The organism is Pedobacter sp. MC2016-14, from assembly GCF_020991475.1.
In the GTDB taxonomy this organism is placed as follows: domain Bacteria; phylum Bacteroidota; class Bacteroidia; order Sphingobacteriales; family Sphingobacteriaceae; genus Pedobacter.
This window is the reverse complement of sequence record NZ_JAJMPA010000002.1, coordinates 547,078-562,660: the sequence shown is the minus strand read 5'-3', so window position 1 is coordinate 562,660 and position 15,583 is coordinate 547,078. Positions and strand designations below refer to the sequence as shown.

General features: G+C 40.6%; 16 protein-coding genes. 9 read left to right on the top strand and 7 right to left on the bottom strand.

From position 1 onward, the window contains the following. Nucleotides 1-68: 68 nt before the first annotated feature. The gene (locus LPB86_RS14610) at nt 69-1,235 is read right to left on the bottom strand and encodes an NAD(P)/FAD-dependent oxidoreductase (protein WP_230645210.1); all 1,167 of its coding nucleotides are present in this window, start codon (nt 1,233-1,235) and stop codon (nt 69-71) included. 25 nt (nt 1,236-1,260) lie between these two features. Next, nucleotides 1,261-2,016, bottom strand: coding sequence for an AraC family transcriptional regulator (locus tag LPB86_RS14605; RefSeq protein WP_230645208.1), 756 nt, complete (start codon nt 2,014-2,016; stop codon nt 1,261-1,263). 75 nt (nt 2,017-2,091) lie between these two features. Here LPB86_RS14605 and LPB86_RS20860 point away from each other — a divergent pair, with 75 nt between their 5' ends. The 3 genes from LPB86_RS20860 (at nt 2,092) to LPB86_RS14595 (ending at nt 5,415) form a co-directional block, all read left to right on the top strand. Next, the gene (locus LPB86_RS20860) at nt 2,092-2,214 is read left to right on the top strand and encodes a hypothetical protein (protein WP_255695550.1); all 123 of its coding nucleotides are present in this window, start codon (nt 2,092-2,094) and stop codon (nt 2,212-2,214) included. A gap of 94 nt (nt 2,215-2,308) precedes the next feature. Further along, nucleotides 2,309-4,606 carry a TonB-dependent receptor gene (locus LPB86_RS14600; RefSeq protein WP_230645206.1) on the top strand — a complete coding sequence of 766 codons (2,298 nt, stop codon included), beginning with the start codon at nt 2,309-2,311 and terminating at the stop codon, nt 4,604-4,606. 5 nt (nt 4,607-4,611) lie between these two features. After that, nucleotides 4,612-5,415: a DUF4249 domain-containing protein gene (locus LPB86_RS14595; protein WP_230645204.1), complete on the top strand. Its 804-nt coding sequence runs from the start codon at nt 4,612-4,614 to the stop codon at nt 5,413-5,415. 35 nt (nt 5,416-5,450) lie between these two features. Here the strand turns inward: LPB86_RS14595 and LPB86_RS14590 are convergent, their stop codons facing one another. Beyond that, the gene (locus LPB86_RS14590) at nt 5,451-6,884 is read right to left on the bottom strand and encodes an ATP-dependent RecD-like DNA helicase (protein ID WP_230645202.1); all 1,434 of its coding nucleotides are present in this window, start codon (nt 6,882-6,884) and stop codon (nt 5,451-5,453) included. Nucleotides 6,885-6,958: 74 nt separating this feature from the next. On the opposite strand from LPB86_RS14590, the gene LPB86_RS14585 reads away from it, so the two are divergent. Genes LPB86_RS14585 through coaD form a run of 3 tightly spaced genes read left to right on the top strand, consistent with a single transcriptional unit; the run spans nt 6,959 to nt 8,797 of the window. Further along, the gene (locus LPB86_RS14585; protein ID WP_230645200.1) at nt 6,959-7,789 is read left to right on the top strand and encodes a DUF3822 family protein; all 831 of its coding nucleotides are present in this window, start codon (nt 6,959-6,961) and stop codon (nt 7,787-7,789) included. Next, nucleotides 7,780-8,322: an RsmD family RNA methyltransferase gene (locus LPB86_RS14580; protein WP_230645198.1), complete on the top strand. Its 543-nt coding sequence runs from the start codon at nt 7,780-7,782 to the stop codon at nt 8,320-8,322. The genes LPB86_RS14585 and LPB86_RS14580 overlap by 10 nt, the downstream gene beginning before the upstream one ends. Nucleotide 8,323: 1 nt before the next feature. Further along, nucleotides 8,324-8,797, top strand: a complete 474-nt coding sequence (coaD, locus tag LPB86_RS14575) for a pantetheine-phosphate adenylyltransferase (RefSeq protein ID WP_230645196.1) — start codon at nt 8,324-8,326, stop codon at nt 8,795-8,797. Here the strand turns inward: coaD and LPB86_RS14570 are convergent. Then, nucleotides 8,794-9,405 carry an NUDIX hydrolase gene (locus tag LPB86_RS14570; protein ID WP_230645194.1) on the bottom strand — a complete coding sequence of 204 codons (612 nt, stop codon included), beginning with the start codon at nt 9,403-9,405 and terminating at the stop codon, nt 8,794-8,796. The two genes, coaD and LPB86_RS14570, sit on opposite strands and share 4 nt — an antisense overlap. On the opposite strand from LPB86_RS14570, the gene pyrE reads away from it, so the two are divergent. Together pyrE and LPB86_RS14560 are read left to right on the top strand one after the other, a co-directional pair. Further along, on the top strand, nt 9,404-10,063 hold the full coding sequence (gene pyrE, locus LPB86_RS14565) for an orotate phosphoribosyltransferase (protein WP_230645192.1): 660 nt from the start codon (nt 9,404-9,406) through the stop codon (nt 10,061-10,063). The two genes, LPB86_RS14570 and pyrE, sit on opposite strands and share 2 nt — an antisense overlap. 7 nt (nt 10,064-10,070) lie before the next feature. Beyond that, nucleotides 10,071-10,469: an SRPBCC family protein gene (locus LPB86_RS14560; protein WP_230645190.1), complete on the top strand. Its 399-nt coding sequence runs from the start codon at nt 10,071-10,073 to the stop codon at nt 10,467-10,469. Between the two features lie 56 nt (nt 10,470-10,525). Here the strand turns inward: LPB86_RS14560 and LPB86_RS14555 are convergent, their stop codons facing one another. From LPB86_RS14555 to LPB86_RS14545, 3 genes are all read right to left on the bottom strand, one after another. Further along, complete coding sequence (locus LPB86_RS14555; protein ID WP_230645188.1) at nt 10,526-11,626, bottom strand: NADH:flavin oxidoreductase; 1,101 nt, start codon at nt 11,624-11,626, stop codon at nt 10,526-10,528. 10 nt (nt 11,627-11,636) lie between these two features. Then, complete coding sequence (locus LPB86_RS14550; protein ID WP_230645186.1) at nt 11,637-11,939, bottom strand: helix-turn-helix transcriptional regulator; 303 nt, start codon at nt 11,937-11,939, stop codon at nt 11,637-11,639. A gap of 75 nt (nt 11,940-12,014) precedes the next feature. Continuing rightward, a complete protein-coding gene (locus LPB86_RS14545) occupies nt 12,015-12,614 on the bottom strand; it encodes a hypothetical protein (RefSeq protein ID WP_230645184.1) in 600 nt (199 codons plus the stop codon). Between the two features lie 202 nt (nt 12,615-12,816). Here LPB86_RS14545 and clpB point away from each other — a divergent pair, with 202 nt between their 5' ends. Beyond that, nucleotides 12,817-15,411, top strand: coding sequence for an ATP-dependent chaperone ClpB (gene clpB / locus LPB86_RS14540; protein WP_230645182.1), 2,595 nt, complete (start codon nt 12,817-12,819; stop codon nt 15,409-15,411). The last annotated feature ends 172 nt before the right edge of the window (nt 15,412-15,583 follow it).

The window sequence follows — 15,583 nt, the reverse complement described above, 5'->3', positions numbered from 1 at the left end:
AGACAGTTATCTGGTCTGAAGATTTGAGCATTCCTCTGGAATATCAGAATATAGCAAATGTTTACCGCTCAATGTTCATGTCCACTAAAAAAAACCAGCATATTTTCTAAAGCATCTTCGGCATGCATCATTTGGCCATTATCCAAAGATTCTTTTGCGATGATAGAAGCCCTTTTACACATGTTACGCTCATAGCTTTCAATAGCTTCGTAAATGGCACCATATTGTAACGAAACCAGGCACTCACTCAACTCTAAGGCGTCCAACATAGCCATATTTACCCCTTCGCCCGCAAAAGGTGGCATTACGTGCGCTGCATCGCCAAGCATAGTAAGGTTAGGCATCGAAGCCCAGGATTGATCTAGAGGCATACAATATATGGGCCTTGGTACAATAGGTAATTCCGTTTGCTCAAATAGTTCATCCCAAACAGCAGCCCATCCCTGATACTTCTCTTTAAACCAGGCTAACAGCTGCTTGCGGTCTGCTTTTGAAAGATCGTTGTCACCTACCCAGTCCGAATTAGCCTTAAAACTGGCATAAAACCCAATCTCACCATTCGCCTTTTGTCCTAAAAGCAGGTTTTGCTCTTTTCCAAAAGCCATTATTTTGCCACCCTTCAGCAAAGCGTTAATTTGACTTGCATTATTTTCCGCATCATAAATATTACCCTCCATCATGATAATACCCGTATAAAAAGCCTTAATATCAGTTAAATATGGCCGAATTTTAGAGTTTGCACCATCGGCCGCTATAACCAGATCAGCATATGCGCTTGAACCATTACCAAAAGTGAGCAACCAACCCTCCTGCTGCATTTGCATATTTATAAACTTGCTATCCCAAAAAACAGTATCTGCGGTTAAAGACTCCAGAAGAATACTTCTCAGCACTCCCCGATCTATTTCAGGACGAAAATGCTGATCTCCAAAATTTTCTTCCACCTTATACTCATGATCGCTAAACAGCACCTCGGCCTGCTCGTTCATAATGAGCTTTTTATCTGCACCCGGCATAAAACTGCTTTTAAAGACATCAAACAAACCTGCTTTTTTTAATGCCGCCAGGCCAGATTCTTCATGTAAATCTAATGGAGAGCCTTGTACCCGGGCATTTGCATTTTGATCTCTTTCATACACTTTTACTACCACTCCCTGTAGCTGAAGAAGTTTGGCTAAGGTAAGCCCTCCCGGACCGGCGCCAATAATTGCAATTTGTTTATTTTCTAATTTCATATCCTTCTTATTTGAAGACACAAAATTATTTCTGCTTCAGGACAGATAATAGTACAAATCGGTCATCTTTGTTTTTCGATAAATCTTTAGGCAAAACGCCCGAATATTTTTTAATCTCTTTAATAAAATGGCTTTGGTCACTAAAATCAAGTTCAGGAAATAGCTTTCCTACAGCTATATGCTCCAAAGATGCTCTAAACCGTAGAATGTCACTGTAAGCCTTTAAAGACAAGCCAAATTGGGCATTAAAATAACGATTAATTTGTCTGCTGCTCCAACCAACACGTTTAGAAAGTTCAGCAACACTCATTTCTCCTTTAGACGCGTAAATCAAATCGAAAAGCCTACGCTTCCTCTCCTCAATTTGTTGAGGTATAAGTGCGGTTATCTTTTCCATTACAAAATCTTTAAATGTATCCAGATCTTTAAAGTTCTCTTTTTGGTTATTCCAAAAGTGAACTGGTAGCTTCCTTGCTGTATTTAGTATATCGGCAATACTGGTTTGCAACACATATTCTAAACCCAGAGGGGTAAAACTCACCGCATAAGCGTACATGCCAGAGGGGACGGTTCTTTGCTCTGGTTCGGTTTCCAGACCCATCAATAATACCTGAAAGTGATCTGTCGAGGTTTGCATAAAGAATAGATCAATTCGCCCATCAGGCAATACAACCAGGTTTTTATCCGATCCAGAGAAATTTCCAAACAGCCCTATGCTCTCCACAAAAATGGAAAATTCCTCTTCAGATTTGATAAAACTGTATTGAAAAGTGTCTGCCATATTCAAAAGTAATTAAAACCAAGCAACATCTGCTTTGTTTAATCTTCATAACAATTAACCCTAAAAACCAACAGCATGAAAACTACTGATAAAACAAAAACAACTGCTGCCAAAGGAGAAAAACCCAGGGGACCCGAACCTGAAGATGCAGCAACAGCAAAAGACGCAAAGAAAGTAAACGTTAAAAAAGGAAAGTAGCTGATGCTAACCCGGCTATATTAAATTTGTATGTTGTTGTAATTAATAGCTCATATTTGCGTCTATATATCAAATTACAACAACATACTAATCTATGCGACAGAAGTCCTATTACTATGCACTTGCCCTTTGTATTGCCATTGCGTTTCTCTTCCAATTTGCTGCAAATGCTCAGCAACCCACAACAAAAAAACAACAATTTACTTTAAGCGGCACCGTTAGAGATGCGACCACCGGAGAAACACTCATCGGTGCCACTGTTAAAATTCAGAATCCTGAAAACCGTTCTGGAGCTATGACAAATGCCTACGGCTTTTATTCCCTTACCAATAGTCAGGGTACTTATGACCTCACTGTAAGCTATGCCGGATATCAGTCATATACAAAAAAAATCACGCTCAGTGCTGCATTAAAAGTAAATGCAGAGCTTAAGCCAGCATCAGACTTAGAAGAAGTAGTAATTAGGTCCAGCGACCGTAAAAATGAAAATGTACGCAGTCCGCAAATGGGTCTGGATAAACTTAACATGCAGGATTTAAACAATGTGCCCGTATTGTTTGGAGAAAAAGACGTACTTAAAACCATTCAGCTACTACCCGGCGTTAAATCAGGTGGTGAAGGAAGTACAGGATTTTTTGTACGTGGTGGTGCAGCCGATCAGAACCTTATTCTTCTTGATGAAGCTATTGTATACAATTCATCGCATTTACTTGGGTTTTTCTCTACTTTTAACGCAGATGCCATTAAAGATGTAAGTCTCTATAAGGGTGGGATGCCAGCACAATACGGTGGAAGATTATCTTCGGTGCTTGACGTTAAAATGCAGGATGGTAACGATAAAGAGTATGCATTTGAAGGTGGCATTGGATTGATTTCTTCCCGCATTAAAGCAGAAGGCCCAATAGTAAAGAATAAAAGTTCATTTATGTTTAGCGCCCGCCGTACCTACATAGATTTGCTGCTTAAAGCTTCACCAGATTCTTCAATTAAAGGAAATACGCTCAATTTCTACGACATTAACGCAAAAATAAATTACAAATTTGATGATAAAAATACGCTTTATCTGTCTGGGTATTTTGGGCAGGACAACATAGGCATCAAAGACCTTTTTGCCAACGACTGGGGTAATACAACCGCTACAGTTAGGCTAAATCACGTATTTAATGATAAGCTTTTTTCCAATACTTCCTTTATTTTCAATAAATACAGTTATGCTATTGAGTTACTAAGCGATGACAACAATGCCAGGATAACTTCCCTGATTCGTGATTTCAACATCAAAGAAGACCTGCAATATTACGCTAAAAACCACATTATACGGTTTGGTATGCAGGCAACCCATCACCAGATAGCACCTTCAGATATTACTACTGCCGGCAATTCTTCCTTCAACCCCTTGTCACTACGAAAACGAAACGGACTTGAACTTGCCGCTTATGTCTCTGATGAATGGACACTAACAGAAAAATTAAACGTTTTGTACGGTCTTAGGCTCAGTTCGTTCTCTCTGCTTAACCCAGGGCCAGCAAAAACATACCTTTATCCAGAGCCGCGTGTGTCTTTTAGCTATAGCTTAAACGATGAAAACTCCATTAAGGCCGCTTACAACCGCAATACTCAAAATATCCACATCTTAACCAATGCCAACACCAGCTCACCAACAGATCAATATGTAATGAGCAGCAACAACATTAAACCAGAACTTGCAGATCAGGTGGCTTTAGGATATTTTAAAAATGCAAAAGACAATGCATTTGAATTTTCTGCAGAAGTTTATTACAAGTGGCTGCAAAATCAAATAGACTATAAAGATGGGGCCGAACTTATTGCTAATGATGAAGTAGAATCTGAATTGCTATATGGAATAGGCCGCGCTTATGGATTGGAATTGTATGCTAAAAAAACAAGAGGCAAGCTTACCGGATGGATCAGTTATACGCTGGCAAAAACGGAGCGTAAATTTGAGGGCATTAACAATGGCAACTATTTTCCGGCCAGACAAGATCGTACGCATGACCTCTCTCTGGTGGGAATTTATAACGTAAGCCCACGCTGGACTTTCTCAGCCAACTACATCTACAGTACCGGAAATGCAGTAACCTATCCGGCCGGAAAATATAACATCGGTGGCCTTACCACCTACTACTACACCGCAAGAAATGCCAGCAGAATGCCTTATACTTCCCGCCTGGATGTTAGCGCTACGCTAAAAGCAAAAGAAACAAAGAAATACCGCTCCAGCTGGAGCTTTGGATTGTACAATGCTTTAAACAGGCAAAATCCTTATGCCATTCAGTTCCGCGACAAAAAGGATGACCCATCACAAACTGAAGCTGTACAGATCAGCTTATTCGGTATCATTCCCTCAGTAACTTATAACTTCAAATTTTAACAGCCATGCTCAATTATATCAAATTCTTTTGCTTCATCATCATCGCTATCTCTCTAAGTGCCTGCGAAAAGGTTATTGATGTAAAACTGGATACTCCGGCAAGCGTATTGGTAATTGAAGGGAGCCTGACAGATCAGCTGGGTACCCAAACCATTAAAATTACGGAATCTGTTCCTTACACCTCCAGCAATATCTACCCCGCAGTTACCGGTGCCATTGTAAATGTTACCGATGACGCCGGCCATTCCTATACTTATACAGAAAGTAGTCCTGGAATTTACACCATAGCTGCATTGAAGGGAGAAAGCGGCCGTACCTATACCATGAATGTATCTGTAAAAAACACAATCTACAAAGCTCTTTCTACCATGCCCCAGCCGGTAGCCATCGATTCCCTAAGTATAAAAAACATTACGTTTGGTGGAGATGATAACAAACAAGTCCAAGTTCATTATAAAGACCCGGTGGCAGTTGCGAACCAGTACCGTTTCATTTTAAAAGTGAATGGCATACAAACCAAACAAGTATTTACAGAAAACGATCGTTTTACTGATGGTAATGAAGTAACCAGCATTTTATTTTATAGTGAAGACGATAACAAAGAGCTGGCCATAGGTGATAAAGCAGATGTAGAGATGCAATGCATTGATAAAAATATTTTTACCTACTGGAGCACTTTAAGTCAGCAAACCCAAAACGGGCCTGGCGGTGGGGTAACCCCTGGCAATCCGCCTTCAAACATCAATAATGGCGCATTGGGATACTTTAGTGCGCATACCCTGGCCAAAGCAAACATTACATTAAAATAGTACAGCAGCGCCATTCGGCGCTGTTTTTTTATAAGTTAATATTGATCTTCAAGCGGCTCTGTAAAAAGGGTTTGTGCAAAGTTAACCAGGAATAGTTCACTTTTTGCCCTTGTTACTGCTGTATATAACCAGCGTAAAAAGTCAAGGTCTATCATTTCATCCGTCAGGTAACCCTGATCAACAAACACAGCATCCCATTGTCCGCCCTGCGCTTTGTGGCAGGTTACTGCGTAGGCAAATTTAATTTGCAACGCATTATAATAAGGATCATCTTTTATGGCATTTAAACGCTCTCTTTTATTGGTAATGTGTTCATAATCCAAAGAAAGGCCTTCAAATAATTTCTTACTTTCCTCATAAGAAAGATTAGGACTTTCTGCTTGTAAAGTATCCAGCATCACCTTGCAGGTAATTGCACCTGCATCTGGATAATCCAAGAACTCCATTTGCACCTCACTAAACCTAAAACCATAACGTTCCTCAACATTTCTTACCCGTGTTATTCTGGCCATATCCCCATTGGCAATAAAAGAAGTAGATTCATTATCGGGCAGCCAGAAATAATTGTTGCGCACCACCATAATCTGGTCACCACCAGTCAACTCTTCCTCACGGTACAACAAGCGGCTGCGTATTTGCTGGTTGTATACATTCGCAGATTTGTTAGACCGGCAAACCATTAAGGTATTTTCTATATCAAACTTACCATAAGCATATTCCAGCCCTTCAACAAGTTTTACACCCGTCATTCTAAAAATATCCTTATAACCTTTGGTCTTAAATTTAGGAATCGGCATTTCGTCCTGTTCATGCGCATGAATCATTTTCCGAAGCATCGTAGCATTGGCCAGTATGCCTGATTTTTTTTCCTGGCGCACCACCTCTTTTAATTCTACCTCTGTAACCCTCAGACCAAAGTTATCCTGTAAATAGCTTTTATTTAAAGCCGGACTATCTATACTACCAACCGGAGGCAATTGTGCTGTATCACCTACAAAGATTACCCCACAGTTCTTGCCATTGTATATAAATTCTAACAAGTCTTTCAAAAAAGAAGATCCACTTTGCGTGTTCCACTCATCAGCAATCATAGATGCCTCATCAACAATAAACAAAGTATGTTCTGCCAGGTTTGGCGCCAGCTGAAAAGACATATCTATAGCGGCAGCCACCCGCTTTCTGTAGATTTTTTTATGGATGGTTAATGCTGTTCTGCCTGTATAATTGCCCATCACTTTAGCCGCCCTCCCTGTAGGGGCCAGTAAAGTTGCCCTCAACTTAAACCGGTTAAGTGATTTAACCAGCGCTGCTACAGAAGTAGTTTTCCCAGTTCCCGCATAGCCCCTTAATATAAAGCAGGCATCATCCAATTCAGCAGCTAAAAACCCTGCAACTTTAGTACAAAACACCAGCTGCTCTGCCGTTGGCTTAAAAGGGTACGAAGAGGCAATTAGTTCGGCTTTATCCATTTTACAAATATGCTATGGTGTGGTTATAGAAAAAAGAATTAATTTTGCTAAGATAACCTGATTATAAGAAATACATGATCAATAAAAAAAGCATCTTACTGGTAGACCCGGAATTTGACCAAAATGCGACCTCCGCTTGCACTTTACTAGTAAAGGCAAGCTTAGATAGCTTCAGCTACGCCATTATTCATCCTGCCAGTAAAAAGCTGCTTCTGGTTTACGACCAGCAAGAATGTGTTGATGTTGCCCGCAATATGGCCACAGCACTTAAAGAAGATCAATATTTACAATTGCCTTTTGCCAACATCAAGATCTCGGTATATACTGTAAATTCTATAGCTATACCAAATGAAATCTTTGATATCAGCACAATAAACAGCTATACCAGATATTTCGCAGAAGAGTCTTCTGCCAACATTTACGTACAGCCCCATACCTCTTTTGGCTTTAAATCTATATTCACATTTCGTCAGTTTATAGAAGAAAATTTAAATGCTTGTCTTGAAAGCGCTAAGCGTTATGATCACCTTGCACCTACCCTTGCCTTAAACCGTACCTTCAGCGGCAATAGCTTGTTCTTAGACTTTACTGCAGGTTCTTTTCAAGCTGTATATACAGCAGACCAAAAACTGGTTTTTTACAATGCATTTGAAATTGAAAACAGCGAAGAGTTCAATTACTACCTTTTGCTGATCTGTCAGCAATTGCAGGTAGATCAAAGCCTTTGCAATGTTTACCTTAGTGGTATTATTCACAATGAAGATTCAAACCATAATGTAATCAGCAAGTATTTTGAAAAAATCAGTCTGAATACGCCGGAATACACCGGTCTGGATTTAAGCTTGCTAGATGATATGCCGACCCAATATTACACAAATTTATTAGCGCTCAACCTATGCGAATAATTGGAGGAAGATTAAAAGGTATCCGCTTTGAGGCGCCTGCAAGTCTGCCGGTAAGGCCCACAACAGATATGGCCAAAGAGGCCCTTTTCAATATCCTGTACAATACTTATGACTTTGAAAGCTGTAACGTTCTTGACCTTTTTTGTGGTACCGGAAATGTCAGTTTTGAATTCGCCTCCCGTGCTGCGGCAACCGTTACTGCGGTTGATAAACATTCTGGCTGTGTATATTGGGTAAAATCAATGATAGAGAAGCATAAACTTGATGAAATTGACGTGCAAAAAGGAGATGTTTTTAAATTTTTGGAAAACCATAAAAAGTCATACCAAATCATCTTTGCAGACCCCCCTTATGATTTACCTACCATTCCGTTGATCCCTCAACTTGTTGCACAAAACAACCTGTTAACGCCCAATGGAATACTTATTGTAGAGCACCCATCCTTATTGAAATTAAACGCACAACCAGGTTACAAAGAAACCCGGAGGTATGGCAATTCTTCATTTAGTTTCTTTGAGCATAAAACCCCTTAACATGAAAATAGCATTGTTTCCCGGTTCTTTTGACCCCATTACCATTGCCCATGTAGATATCTTAAAACGTGCCCTGCCATTATTTGATAAAATTGTGATTGGTATAGGATTAAACAGCTCAAAACAAGGCTTTTTAACCGCGCAAAAACGGGAAGAAATTGTAAAAGCCGTTTTTTCTGAAGATAAAAATGTAGAAATAGCGCTTTATGAAGGGCTTACGGTAGACTTCTGCAAAAAGATTAATGCCAGTTATATGGTACGTGGGCTTCGATCCGTTGCAGATTTTGAATACGAAAAAGCAATCGCACAAATCAATCAGACTATGATGCCCCAAATGGAAACTATTTTTATCCTCAGCAAGCCAGAATATTCAGCCATCAGCTCCACCATTGTCAGGGATATTCTCCGCAACAATGGTGATGTAAGTGCTTTTATGCCACAAGCAGCGATGGAATTTTTAAAGCAAACAACTTAAATTAAGCCACCAGCTTTCAATACTTCTAAAATCAGTGGAAAAGTATCTTCCAAAACTGGTTTCAGTTCTTCTTTTCCAAGCCATACTGCTTTGGTAATACCTTCTTCAAGCTGAGGAACCAATTTAGGGCTTCCTTTTACCGTCATACTGTACCAATTCGTTTTCTTCAGTACAATCTTATTGTCCAGAGGATACACATGGTAGGTACGGCAGATCTTTTCATCATTGGTTTTTATTTTAACACCACATTCTTCCTCTACTTCACGAAGGGCGGCTTCTTTCATTTTTTCTTTCTTTTCCACCTTTCCCTTTGGCAAATCCCATCGTTTATTTCTAAAAATAAATAGAAATTTACCTGATGAATTTTGCACCAGACCCCCTGCGGCTTTAATTCTAAAGGTCTGCTTCTTGATCTTTTGCAGGATAGATTTCGGATCTTCTGCAATTAAAACATAATCTTTACCAGCTTTACCATTCAGATTTTTATAAAATGTTAAAAAATCAAAATCCTGTACATCAAGTTGTTGAATTTCGCTAGTTTGTCCGGCAAGAGAATCCGTTAATAACAGACTGCTATCGTTTAGATATATTATGTATTTTTGGGCCATGTATAATAAAAGTGATATTGAATTAAAGGTAGCGGAATTTTTATTACAAATAAAGGCAATAAAACTGCAACCTGCTAATCCATTTACATGGGCATCGGGCTGGAAGTCGCCAATTTATTGCGACAACAGGGTTACATTATCTCACCCTTCAGTAAGAACATACATCAGACAAAAACTTACACAGCTGATTCAGGAAGAGTTTGGCTCTGTTGATTTGATTGCTGGAGTAGCTACTGCTGGTATTCCTCAGGGAGCACTGGTAGCCCAGGAACTGGGTCTTCCTTTTGCCTACGTACGTGCAAAAGCGAAAGAACATGGCACCGGAAGTCTTATTGAAGGCGAAATTGTAGAAGGACAGCGCGTAGTGGTAATTGAAGATTTGATCTCCACAGGAAAAAGCAGCTTACAAGCTGTAGAAGCCTTAAGAAATGCAGGTTTATCAGTTGCGGGCCTGGTGGCAATATTTACCTATGGTTTTGACAAAGCAGAAGAAAACTTTAAAGAAGCCAAGTGCCGTTATGCTACACTTTCTAACTACAATACATTAATAGAATATGCAGCAGAACACAGCTTTATTGCGCAAAATGATGTAGACCTGCTGAGCAAATGGCGTCAAAACCCTGCAGAATGGGGTTCAACATTAGAAGAAAAATCTTAATTAACATATGACTATCATTGAAAGTGCCACTGAGCTGAATGCACCCGTAGAAAAAGTCTACGCCTTTTTAGCTGATTTAAATAACCATCAGCAATTGATGCCCGAAAACATCTACAACTGGTCTTCTACGGAAGACGAGGCTAGTTTTACGATTCAAAATATGGCTAAGCTAGCCATAAAAATTTCCAGCAGGATAGCCAATCAAGAACTGGTAGCCATTCCTTCAGAAAAAGCACCCTTTGATATTGAATTGAAATGGACAGTACAAGCCAATGAAAATGGTGGCACCACTGCTACACATATTTTATCAGCAGATTTAAATATGATGATGAAAATGCTGGCCGCAGGACCATTGCAAAAACTTGCAGACCATCAAACTTCAAGGTTAAAAGAAGTTTTGGGTTAATAGCCACTAACAAAAAAGGCGCTGGTTAAATGTAAACCAGCGCCTTTTTTATGCAGCTAAACCAATCTGGCCAGCGCGTCTTTTGTAAAACCCTCCAATTCATCTAAACGGTTTTCCCTGATTTTTGTTACCCATTCCGGATCTGCCAGCAAAGGCCTTCCCACCGCAACAAGGTCAAAATCACCCCTATCCATTCTGCGCATCAGCTCATCTAAAGAACTTGGCTGTGAGCTTTCGCCTGCAAATGCACCAAAAAAATCGCCATCCAAACCAACGGAGCCTACCGTAATGGTTGGTTTTCCGGTAATTTTTTTAGCCCAGCCGGCAAAGTTTAAGTCAGAACCCTCAAACTCGGGCTCCCAAAAACGACGCTGAGAACAATGAAAAATATCTATTCCAGCGTCCGCAAGCGGTGTTAACCATTGCTCCATCTCTGCTTCTGTTTTTGCAAGTTTAAAATCATAAGCAGCAGGTTTAAACTGTGACAGGCGAATAATTAAAGCGAAATCTTCACCCACTCTTTTACGCACTTCTTTAATAACCTCTACACCAAAACGAGTCCGCTCTGCAAGCGTTTTACCACCATAGCCATCAGTACGGTTATTTGTACCTTCCCAAAAAAACTGGTCTATTAAGTATTGGTGGGCGCCATGAAGTTCCACAGTATCAAATCCCAGGGCCTTAGCATCAGCAGCAGCCTGTCCATAAGCTGCAATGGTATCTGCAATGTCGGCATCAGTCATGGCTACACCATTCTCAAATCCCGGTCTGTTAAAGCTCGATGGTCCCTCAAAAGGAACAGCAGGTTTCCAGCCAGAATGGTGATTCTCCATTACGCCCATATGCCAGATTTGCGGCCCCATTTGCCCGCCAGCCTCATGTACACTATTAATTACGCCTTTCCATCCTGCTAAGGCAGCTGTACCGTAAAAATGAGGAATGTTTGCATCATTAGATGATGAAGGCCGGTCAATCACAGTTCCTTCAGACAAAATTAAGCCTACCTCTCCGGCTGCTCTTTTTTTATAATAAGTGGCAACCTCGGCTGTAGGCACACCATCAGGTGAAAATGAGCGCGTCATGGGCGCCATTACTATCCTGTTTTTAATATTTAAGGATTTCAGGTTAAACGGCCTGAATAAATTTGCTGTACTCATATTGATAATTTTATATTTCCGTTTTAATTAAATTGCTCAAGGCAGCAAAAGCTGCCTCATTTCTTTTGTAATAGGTCCACTGCCCCACCCTGGTCGATTCTATTAGTCCCGCGCGCTGCAATATGGACAGGTATTCTGAAACTGTTGATTGTGTCAACCCCGCCTTTTGCTGAATCTGACCCACACATACCCCAACAGTCCTGAAATCGGCATGCTCCTGTGAGGGGAAATGCTGCTCCGGTTCTTTTAGCCAAGCCAAAATCTGCAGTCGGCTTTTATTAGACAGGGCTTTGAAAATCTCCAGTTGTTCCATGCCACAAAGATATATCGACTTTTCCCGATATTCCTATTCATTCCAAAGAGATGACTTTTAAGTGATAACATCAGGTTACAGCAATCGGTATTCAAAATCCAATAAAGGCAACAGAGAACTTGTAGAGATATTAGCAGTGCATTCACTGTTAAACGGGTTAATATCATCACTAAAAAAGCCCCTTGATAATTGAATCACGCCCTCAATGAATGGACAAATCGCAGATCCAACGTTATTACTTAACCAGCCTACATAATCTGTAATGTCATCATTTGGGCCACCACTGAGGTAAGTTCTGCTGATATAATAAGTCTTTTCCGGACTAAGGCATATCGGCTCCTGAAGCGAGAAAAATTGGATGTTTTTGATATCTTTTGGTTCAACGATACAAGTACTTAGCGAAAATTCACAATTAGGCTCCCAAAAAGAAATGCTGTAAACAATACCTGCCCGCCAGGCCCTGTACCCCACCTTAGTTACCACTATCGGCTGCTTAGTTCTAAATTCACAGGCATGTGTTTTCAAATCCATAGCCAGTAATGTTTTATAACCAGCCGTAGCGAGCCATGAAGAAATTGCATTTTTCAACATGTAAAAACACATCGGAGCTTCCGGGAACTGTTGCGTCAGTATTGAAACAGGAATATTCACCAACGCATATATCAACTTCTTCATCTGTTTAATTGATTTTACATTGATATCAGCCGATACGCCCAAATGTTACCCCCTAAAATCTAAAAAACGTCTACGAGCGACAAAATTTCAGTGCAAACAACTACAAAACAGTAATTTAGTCACTCAAAAACTTAACAACGCGACAGAATTTCCGATTGCTAATTAAAAGAGAGGATGGCATTTACTTTGTGAATAAGCACATATGAACTTCAACAACTTTACAATAAAAGCCCAGGAAGCAATTCAACAGGCTTCTGAAATAGCTCAGGGCAATCAGCACCAGGCTATTGAAACAGCACACCTGCTAAAAGGTCTGCTCACTGTTGATGAAAACGTAGTCTCTTACGTACTAAAAAAATTAAATGTCCACCTTAATACACTGAACCAGAATCTGGACATACAAATTGCTAAATTCCCTAAGGTTAGCGGAAGCAATGTATATTTATCCTCTGGTGCCAATTCGGCCATACAAAAAGCACAGGCTTATTTAAAAGAGTTTAAAGACGAGTTTGTATCTGTAGAGCACCTCTTATTGGGACTTTTAGCCGTTAACGATCAAACTTCAAAATTACTGAAAGAACAGGGCGTAACCGAAAAAGACCTTAAAAAAGCAATTACCGAACTTAGGGGTGATAACCGGGTAACTGATCAAAATGCCGAAGCTACTTTTAACGCTCTGAATAAATATGCCCGTAATCTTAATGAGTATGCAGAATCAGGCAAGCTGGATCCGGTTATTGGCCGTGATGAAGAAATCAGGCGTGTTATTCAGATCCTCTCCCGCCGCACCAAAAACAATCCTATCTTAATTGGAGAGCCTGGTGTGGGTAAAACTGCCATCGCCGAAGGGATTGCCTTTAGGATCATTAAAGGGGATGTACCAGAAAACTTAAAATCTAAAACTGTCTTCTCACTAGATATGGGTGCCTTAATTGCAGGTGCCAAATATAAAGGTGAGTTTGAAGAACGTTTAAAAGCAGTGGTTAAAGAAGTAGCACAAAGTGATGGCGACCTGATCCTGTTTATAGATGAGATCCATACCCTGGTTGGCGCAGGTGGTGGTGAAGGTGCAATGGATGCAGCAAATATTTTAAAACCCGCCCTTGCCCGTGGAGAACTGCGTGCTATAGGTGCAACTACTTTGGATGAATACCAGAAATACTTGGAGAAAGATAAGGCTTTAGAACGCCGTTTCCAGAAGGTAATGGTTGGCGAGCCGGATACACTGGATGCAATTTCCATCCTGCGTGGATTAAAAGAACGCTATGAAAGCCACCACAAAGTACGGATCAGGGATGAAGCCATTATTGCAGCAGTAGAAATGTCGCAACGCTACATTGCCGATCGTTTTCTTCCAGATAAAGCCATTGACCTTATGGATGAGGCGGCTTCCAAGTTGCGTATGGAAATGGACAGCGTACCAGAAAACGTAGATGAGCTGGACAGAAAGATCATGCAACTGGAAATTGAGCGCGAAGCCATAAAACGAGAAAAAGACGATAAAAAAGTAGCCGCCCTGGCCGAAGAAATTGCCAATCTATCTGCAGAACGTGATGAACTCAAAGCCAAATGGCAGGGTGAAAAAGATGTGGTAGACGGCATGAACAACATGCTGGAAGAGATAGAGAATTACAAACTCGAAGCAGATCAGGCAGAACGTGCAGGTGATTACGGTCGCGTGGCAGAAATCCGTTATGGAAAAATAAAAGAAGCCCAAGACAAAGTAGCGCAATACAAAGAAACTTTAAAGAATCAGCAGAGCGAGAGCCGGATGCTTAAAGAGGAAGTTACGGCAGATGACATTGCCGGTGTGGTAGCCAGGTGGACAGGGATCCCTGTAACTAAACTGGTAGCCAGTGAGCGTGAAAAATTGCTGCATTTGGAAGATGAACTGCACAAACGTGTAGCAGGTCAGGATGAAGCCATTGAAGCCATTTCTGACGCTATCCGCCGGTCAAGAGCAGGCTTGCAGGATAAACGCAAACCTATTGGCTCCTTTATCTTTCTGGGCACAACGGGCGTAGGTAAAACCGAGCTTGCTAAGGCCCTGGCAGAGTTCCTGTTCAATGATGAAAACGCACTTACCCGGATAGACATGAGCGAATACCAGGAAAGGCATGCAGTATCCAGGTTAATTGGAGCGCCTCCAGGATACGTAGGATACGATGAAGGTGGTCAACTTACTGAGGCCGTACGCCGCAGACCCTACTCTGTAGTATTGCTGGATGAAATTGAAAAAGCCCATCCAGATGTATTTAACATATTGCTGCAGGTGCTGGATGATGGACGTTTAACTGATAACAAAGGTCGTACGGTGAATTTTAAGAACACCATCATCATCATGACTTCCAATATTGGTGCACACATGATTCAGGATAACTTTAAGTTGCTGGATGAGCACAATAGAGATGAAGTAATTGCTAAAACTAAAAATGAGCTGTTTGAATTGTTGAAACAAACCATCAGACCTGAGTTTTTAAACCGTATAGATGAGCTGATCATGTTTACACCACTCAACCGTTCTGAAGTGAGGAACATTGTTGAGTTGCAGTTTAAACAAGTACAGCAAACCCTTGCAGATATGGGCATAGAAATGGAGGCCACCACAGAAGCTTTAGACTGGCTTGCCGAACTTGGTTTCGACCCTCAGTTTGGAGCAAGGCCTTTAAAACGGGTTATTCAAAAACGCATCCTCAATGAGTTGTCTAAAGAGATCCTGGCCGATAAAATTGACAAGGAAAGCAAAATTAAATTAGACATGTTTGACCATAAGTTTGTGTTTCTGAACAACAAATAACAAGCTCACTGTTAAGAATAGGAAGGCCCATCTCCCAAAGGATGGGCTTTTCTAATTAACAATAATTCCACCTATAGAATTCTCTATTAAAGAACTCAATTAAAAAACCATTCAAAAAGCTAGAAATCAACATTGTTTTCCTGAACAACTGAAAACCTTAATTAAATAGGTG

Excerpts from the sequence above, each read along its gene's own strand:
- LPB86_RS14610 (WP_230645210.1), bottom strand. The coding sequence starts at position 1,235 with ATGAAATTAGAAAATAAACAAATTGCAATTATTGGCGCCGGTCCGGGA.
- LPB86_RS14605 (WP_230645208.1), bottom strand. The coding sequence starts at position 2,016 with ATGGCAGACACTTTTCAATACAGTTTTATCAAATCTGAAGAGGAATTT.
- LPB86_RS20860 (WP_255695550.1), top strand. The coding sequence starts at position 2,092 with ATGAAAACTACTGATAAAACAAAAACAACTGCTGCCAAAGGAGAAAAA.
- LPB86_RS14600 (WP_230645206.1), top strand. The coding sequence starts at position 2,309 with ATGCGACAGAAGTCCTATTACTATGCACTTGCCCTTTGTATTGCCATT.
- LPB86_RS14595 (WP_230645204.1), top strand. The coding sequence starts at position 4,612 with ATGCTCAATTATATCAAATTCTTTTGCTTCATCATCATCGCTATCTCT.
- LPB86_RS14590 (WP_230645202.1), bottom strand. The coding sequence starts at position 6,884 with ATGGATAAAGCCGAACTAATTGCCTCTTCGTACCCTTTTAAGCCAACG.
- LPB86_RS14585 (WP_230645200.1), top strand. The coding sequence starts at position 6,959 with ATGATCAATAAAAAAAGCATCTTACTGGTAGACCCGGAATTTGACCAA.
- LPB86_RS14580 (WP_230645198.1), top strand. The coding sequence starts at position 7,780 with ATGCGAATAATTGGAGGAAGATTAAAAGGTATCCGCTTTGAGGCGCCT.
- coaD (WP_230645196.1), top strand. The coding sequence starts at position 8,324 with ATGAAAATAGCATTGTTTCCCGGTTCTTTTGACCCCATTACCATTGCC.
- pyrE (WP_230645192.1), top strand. The coding sequence starts at position 9,404 with ATGTATAATAAAAGTGATATTGAATTAAAGGTAGCGGAATTTTTATTA.
- LPB86_RS14570 (WP_230645194.1), bottom strand. The coding sequence starts at position 9,405 with ATGGCCCAAAAATACATAATATATCTAAACGATAGCAGTCTGTTATTA.
- LPB86_RS14560 (WP_230645190.1), top strand. The coding sequence starts at position 10,071 with ATGACTATCATTGAAAGTGCCACTGAGCTGAATGCACCCGTAGAAAAA.
- LPB86_RS14555 (WP_230645188.1), bottom strand. The coding sequence starts at position 11,626 with ATGAGTACAGCAAATTTATTCAGGCCGTTTAACCTGAAATCCTTAAAT.
- LPB86_RS14550 (WP_230645186.1), bottom strand. The coding sequence starts at position 11,939 with ATGGAACAACTGGAGATTTTCAAAGCCCTGTCTAATAAAAGCCGACTG.
- LPB86_RS14545 (WP_230645184.1), bottom strand. The coding sequence starts at position 12,614 with ATGAAGAAGTTGATATATGCGTTGGTGAATATTCCTGTTTCAATACTG.
- clpB (WP_230645182.1), top strand. The coding sequence starts at position 12,817 with ATGAACTTCAACAACTTTACAATAAAAGCCCAGGAAGCAATTCAACAG.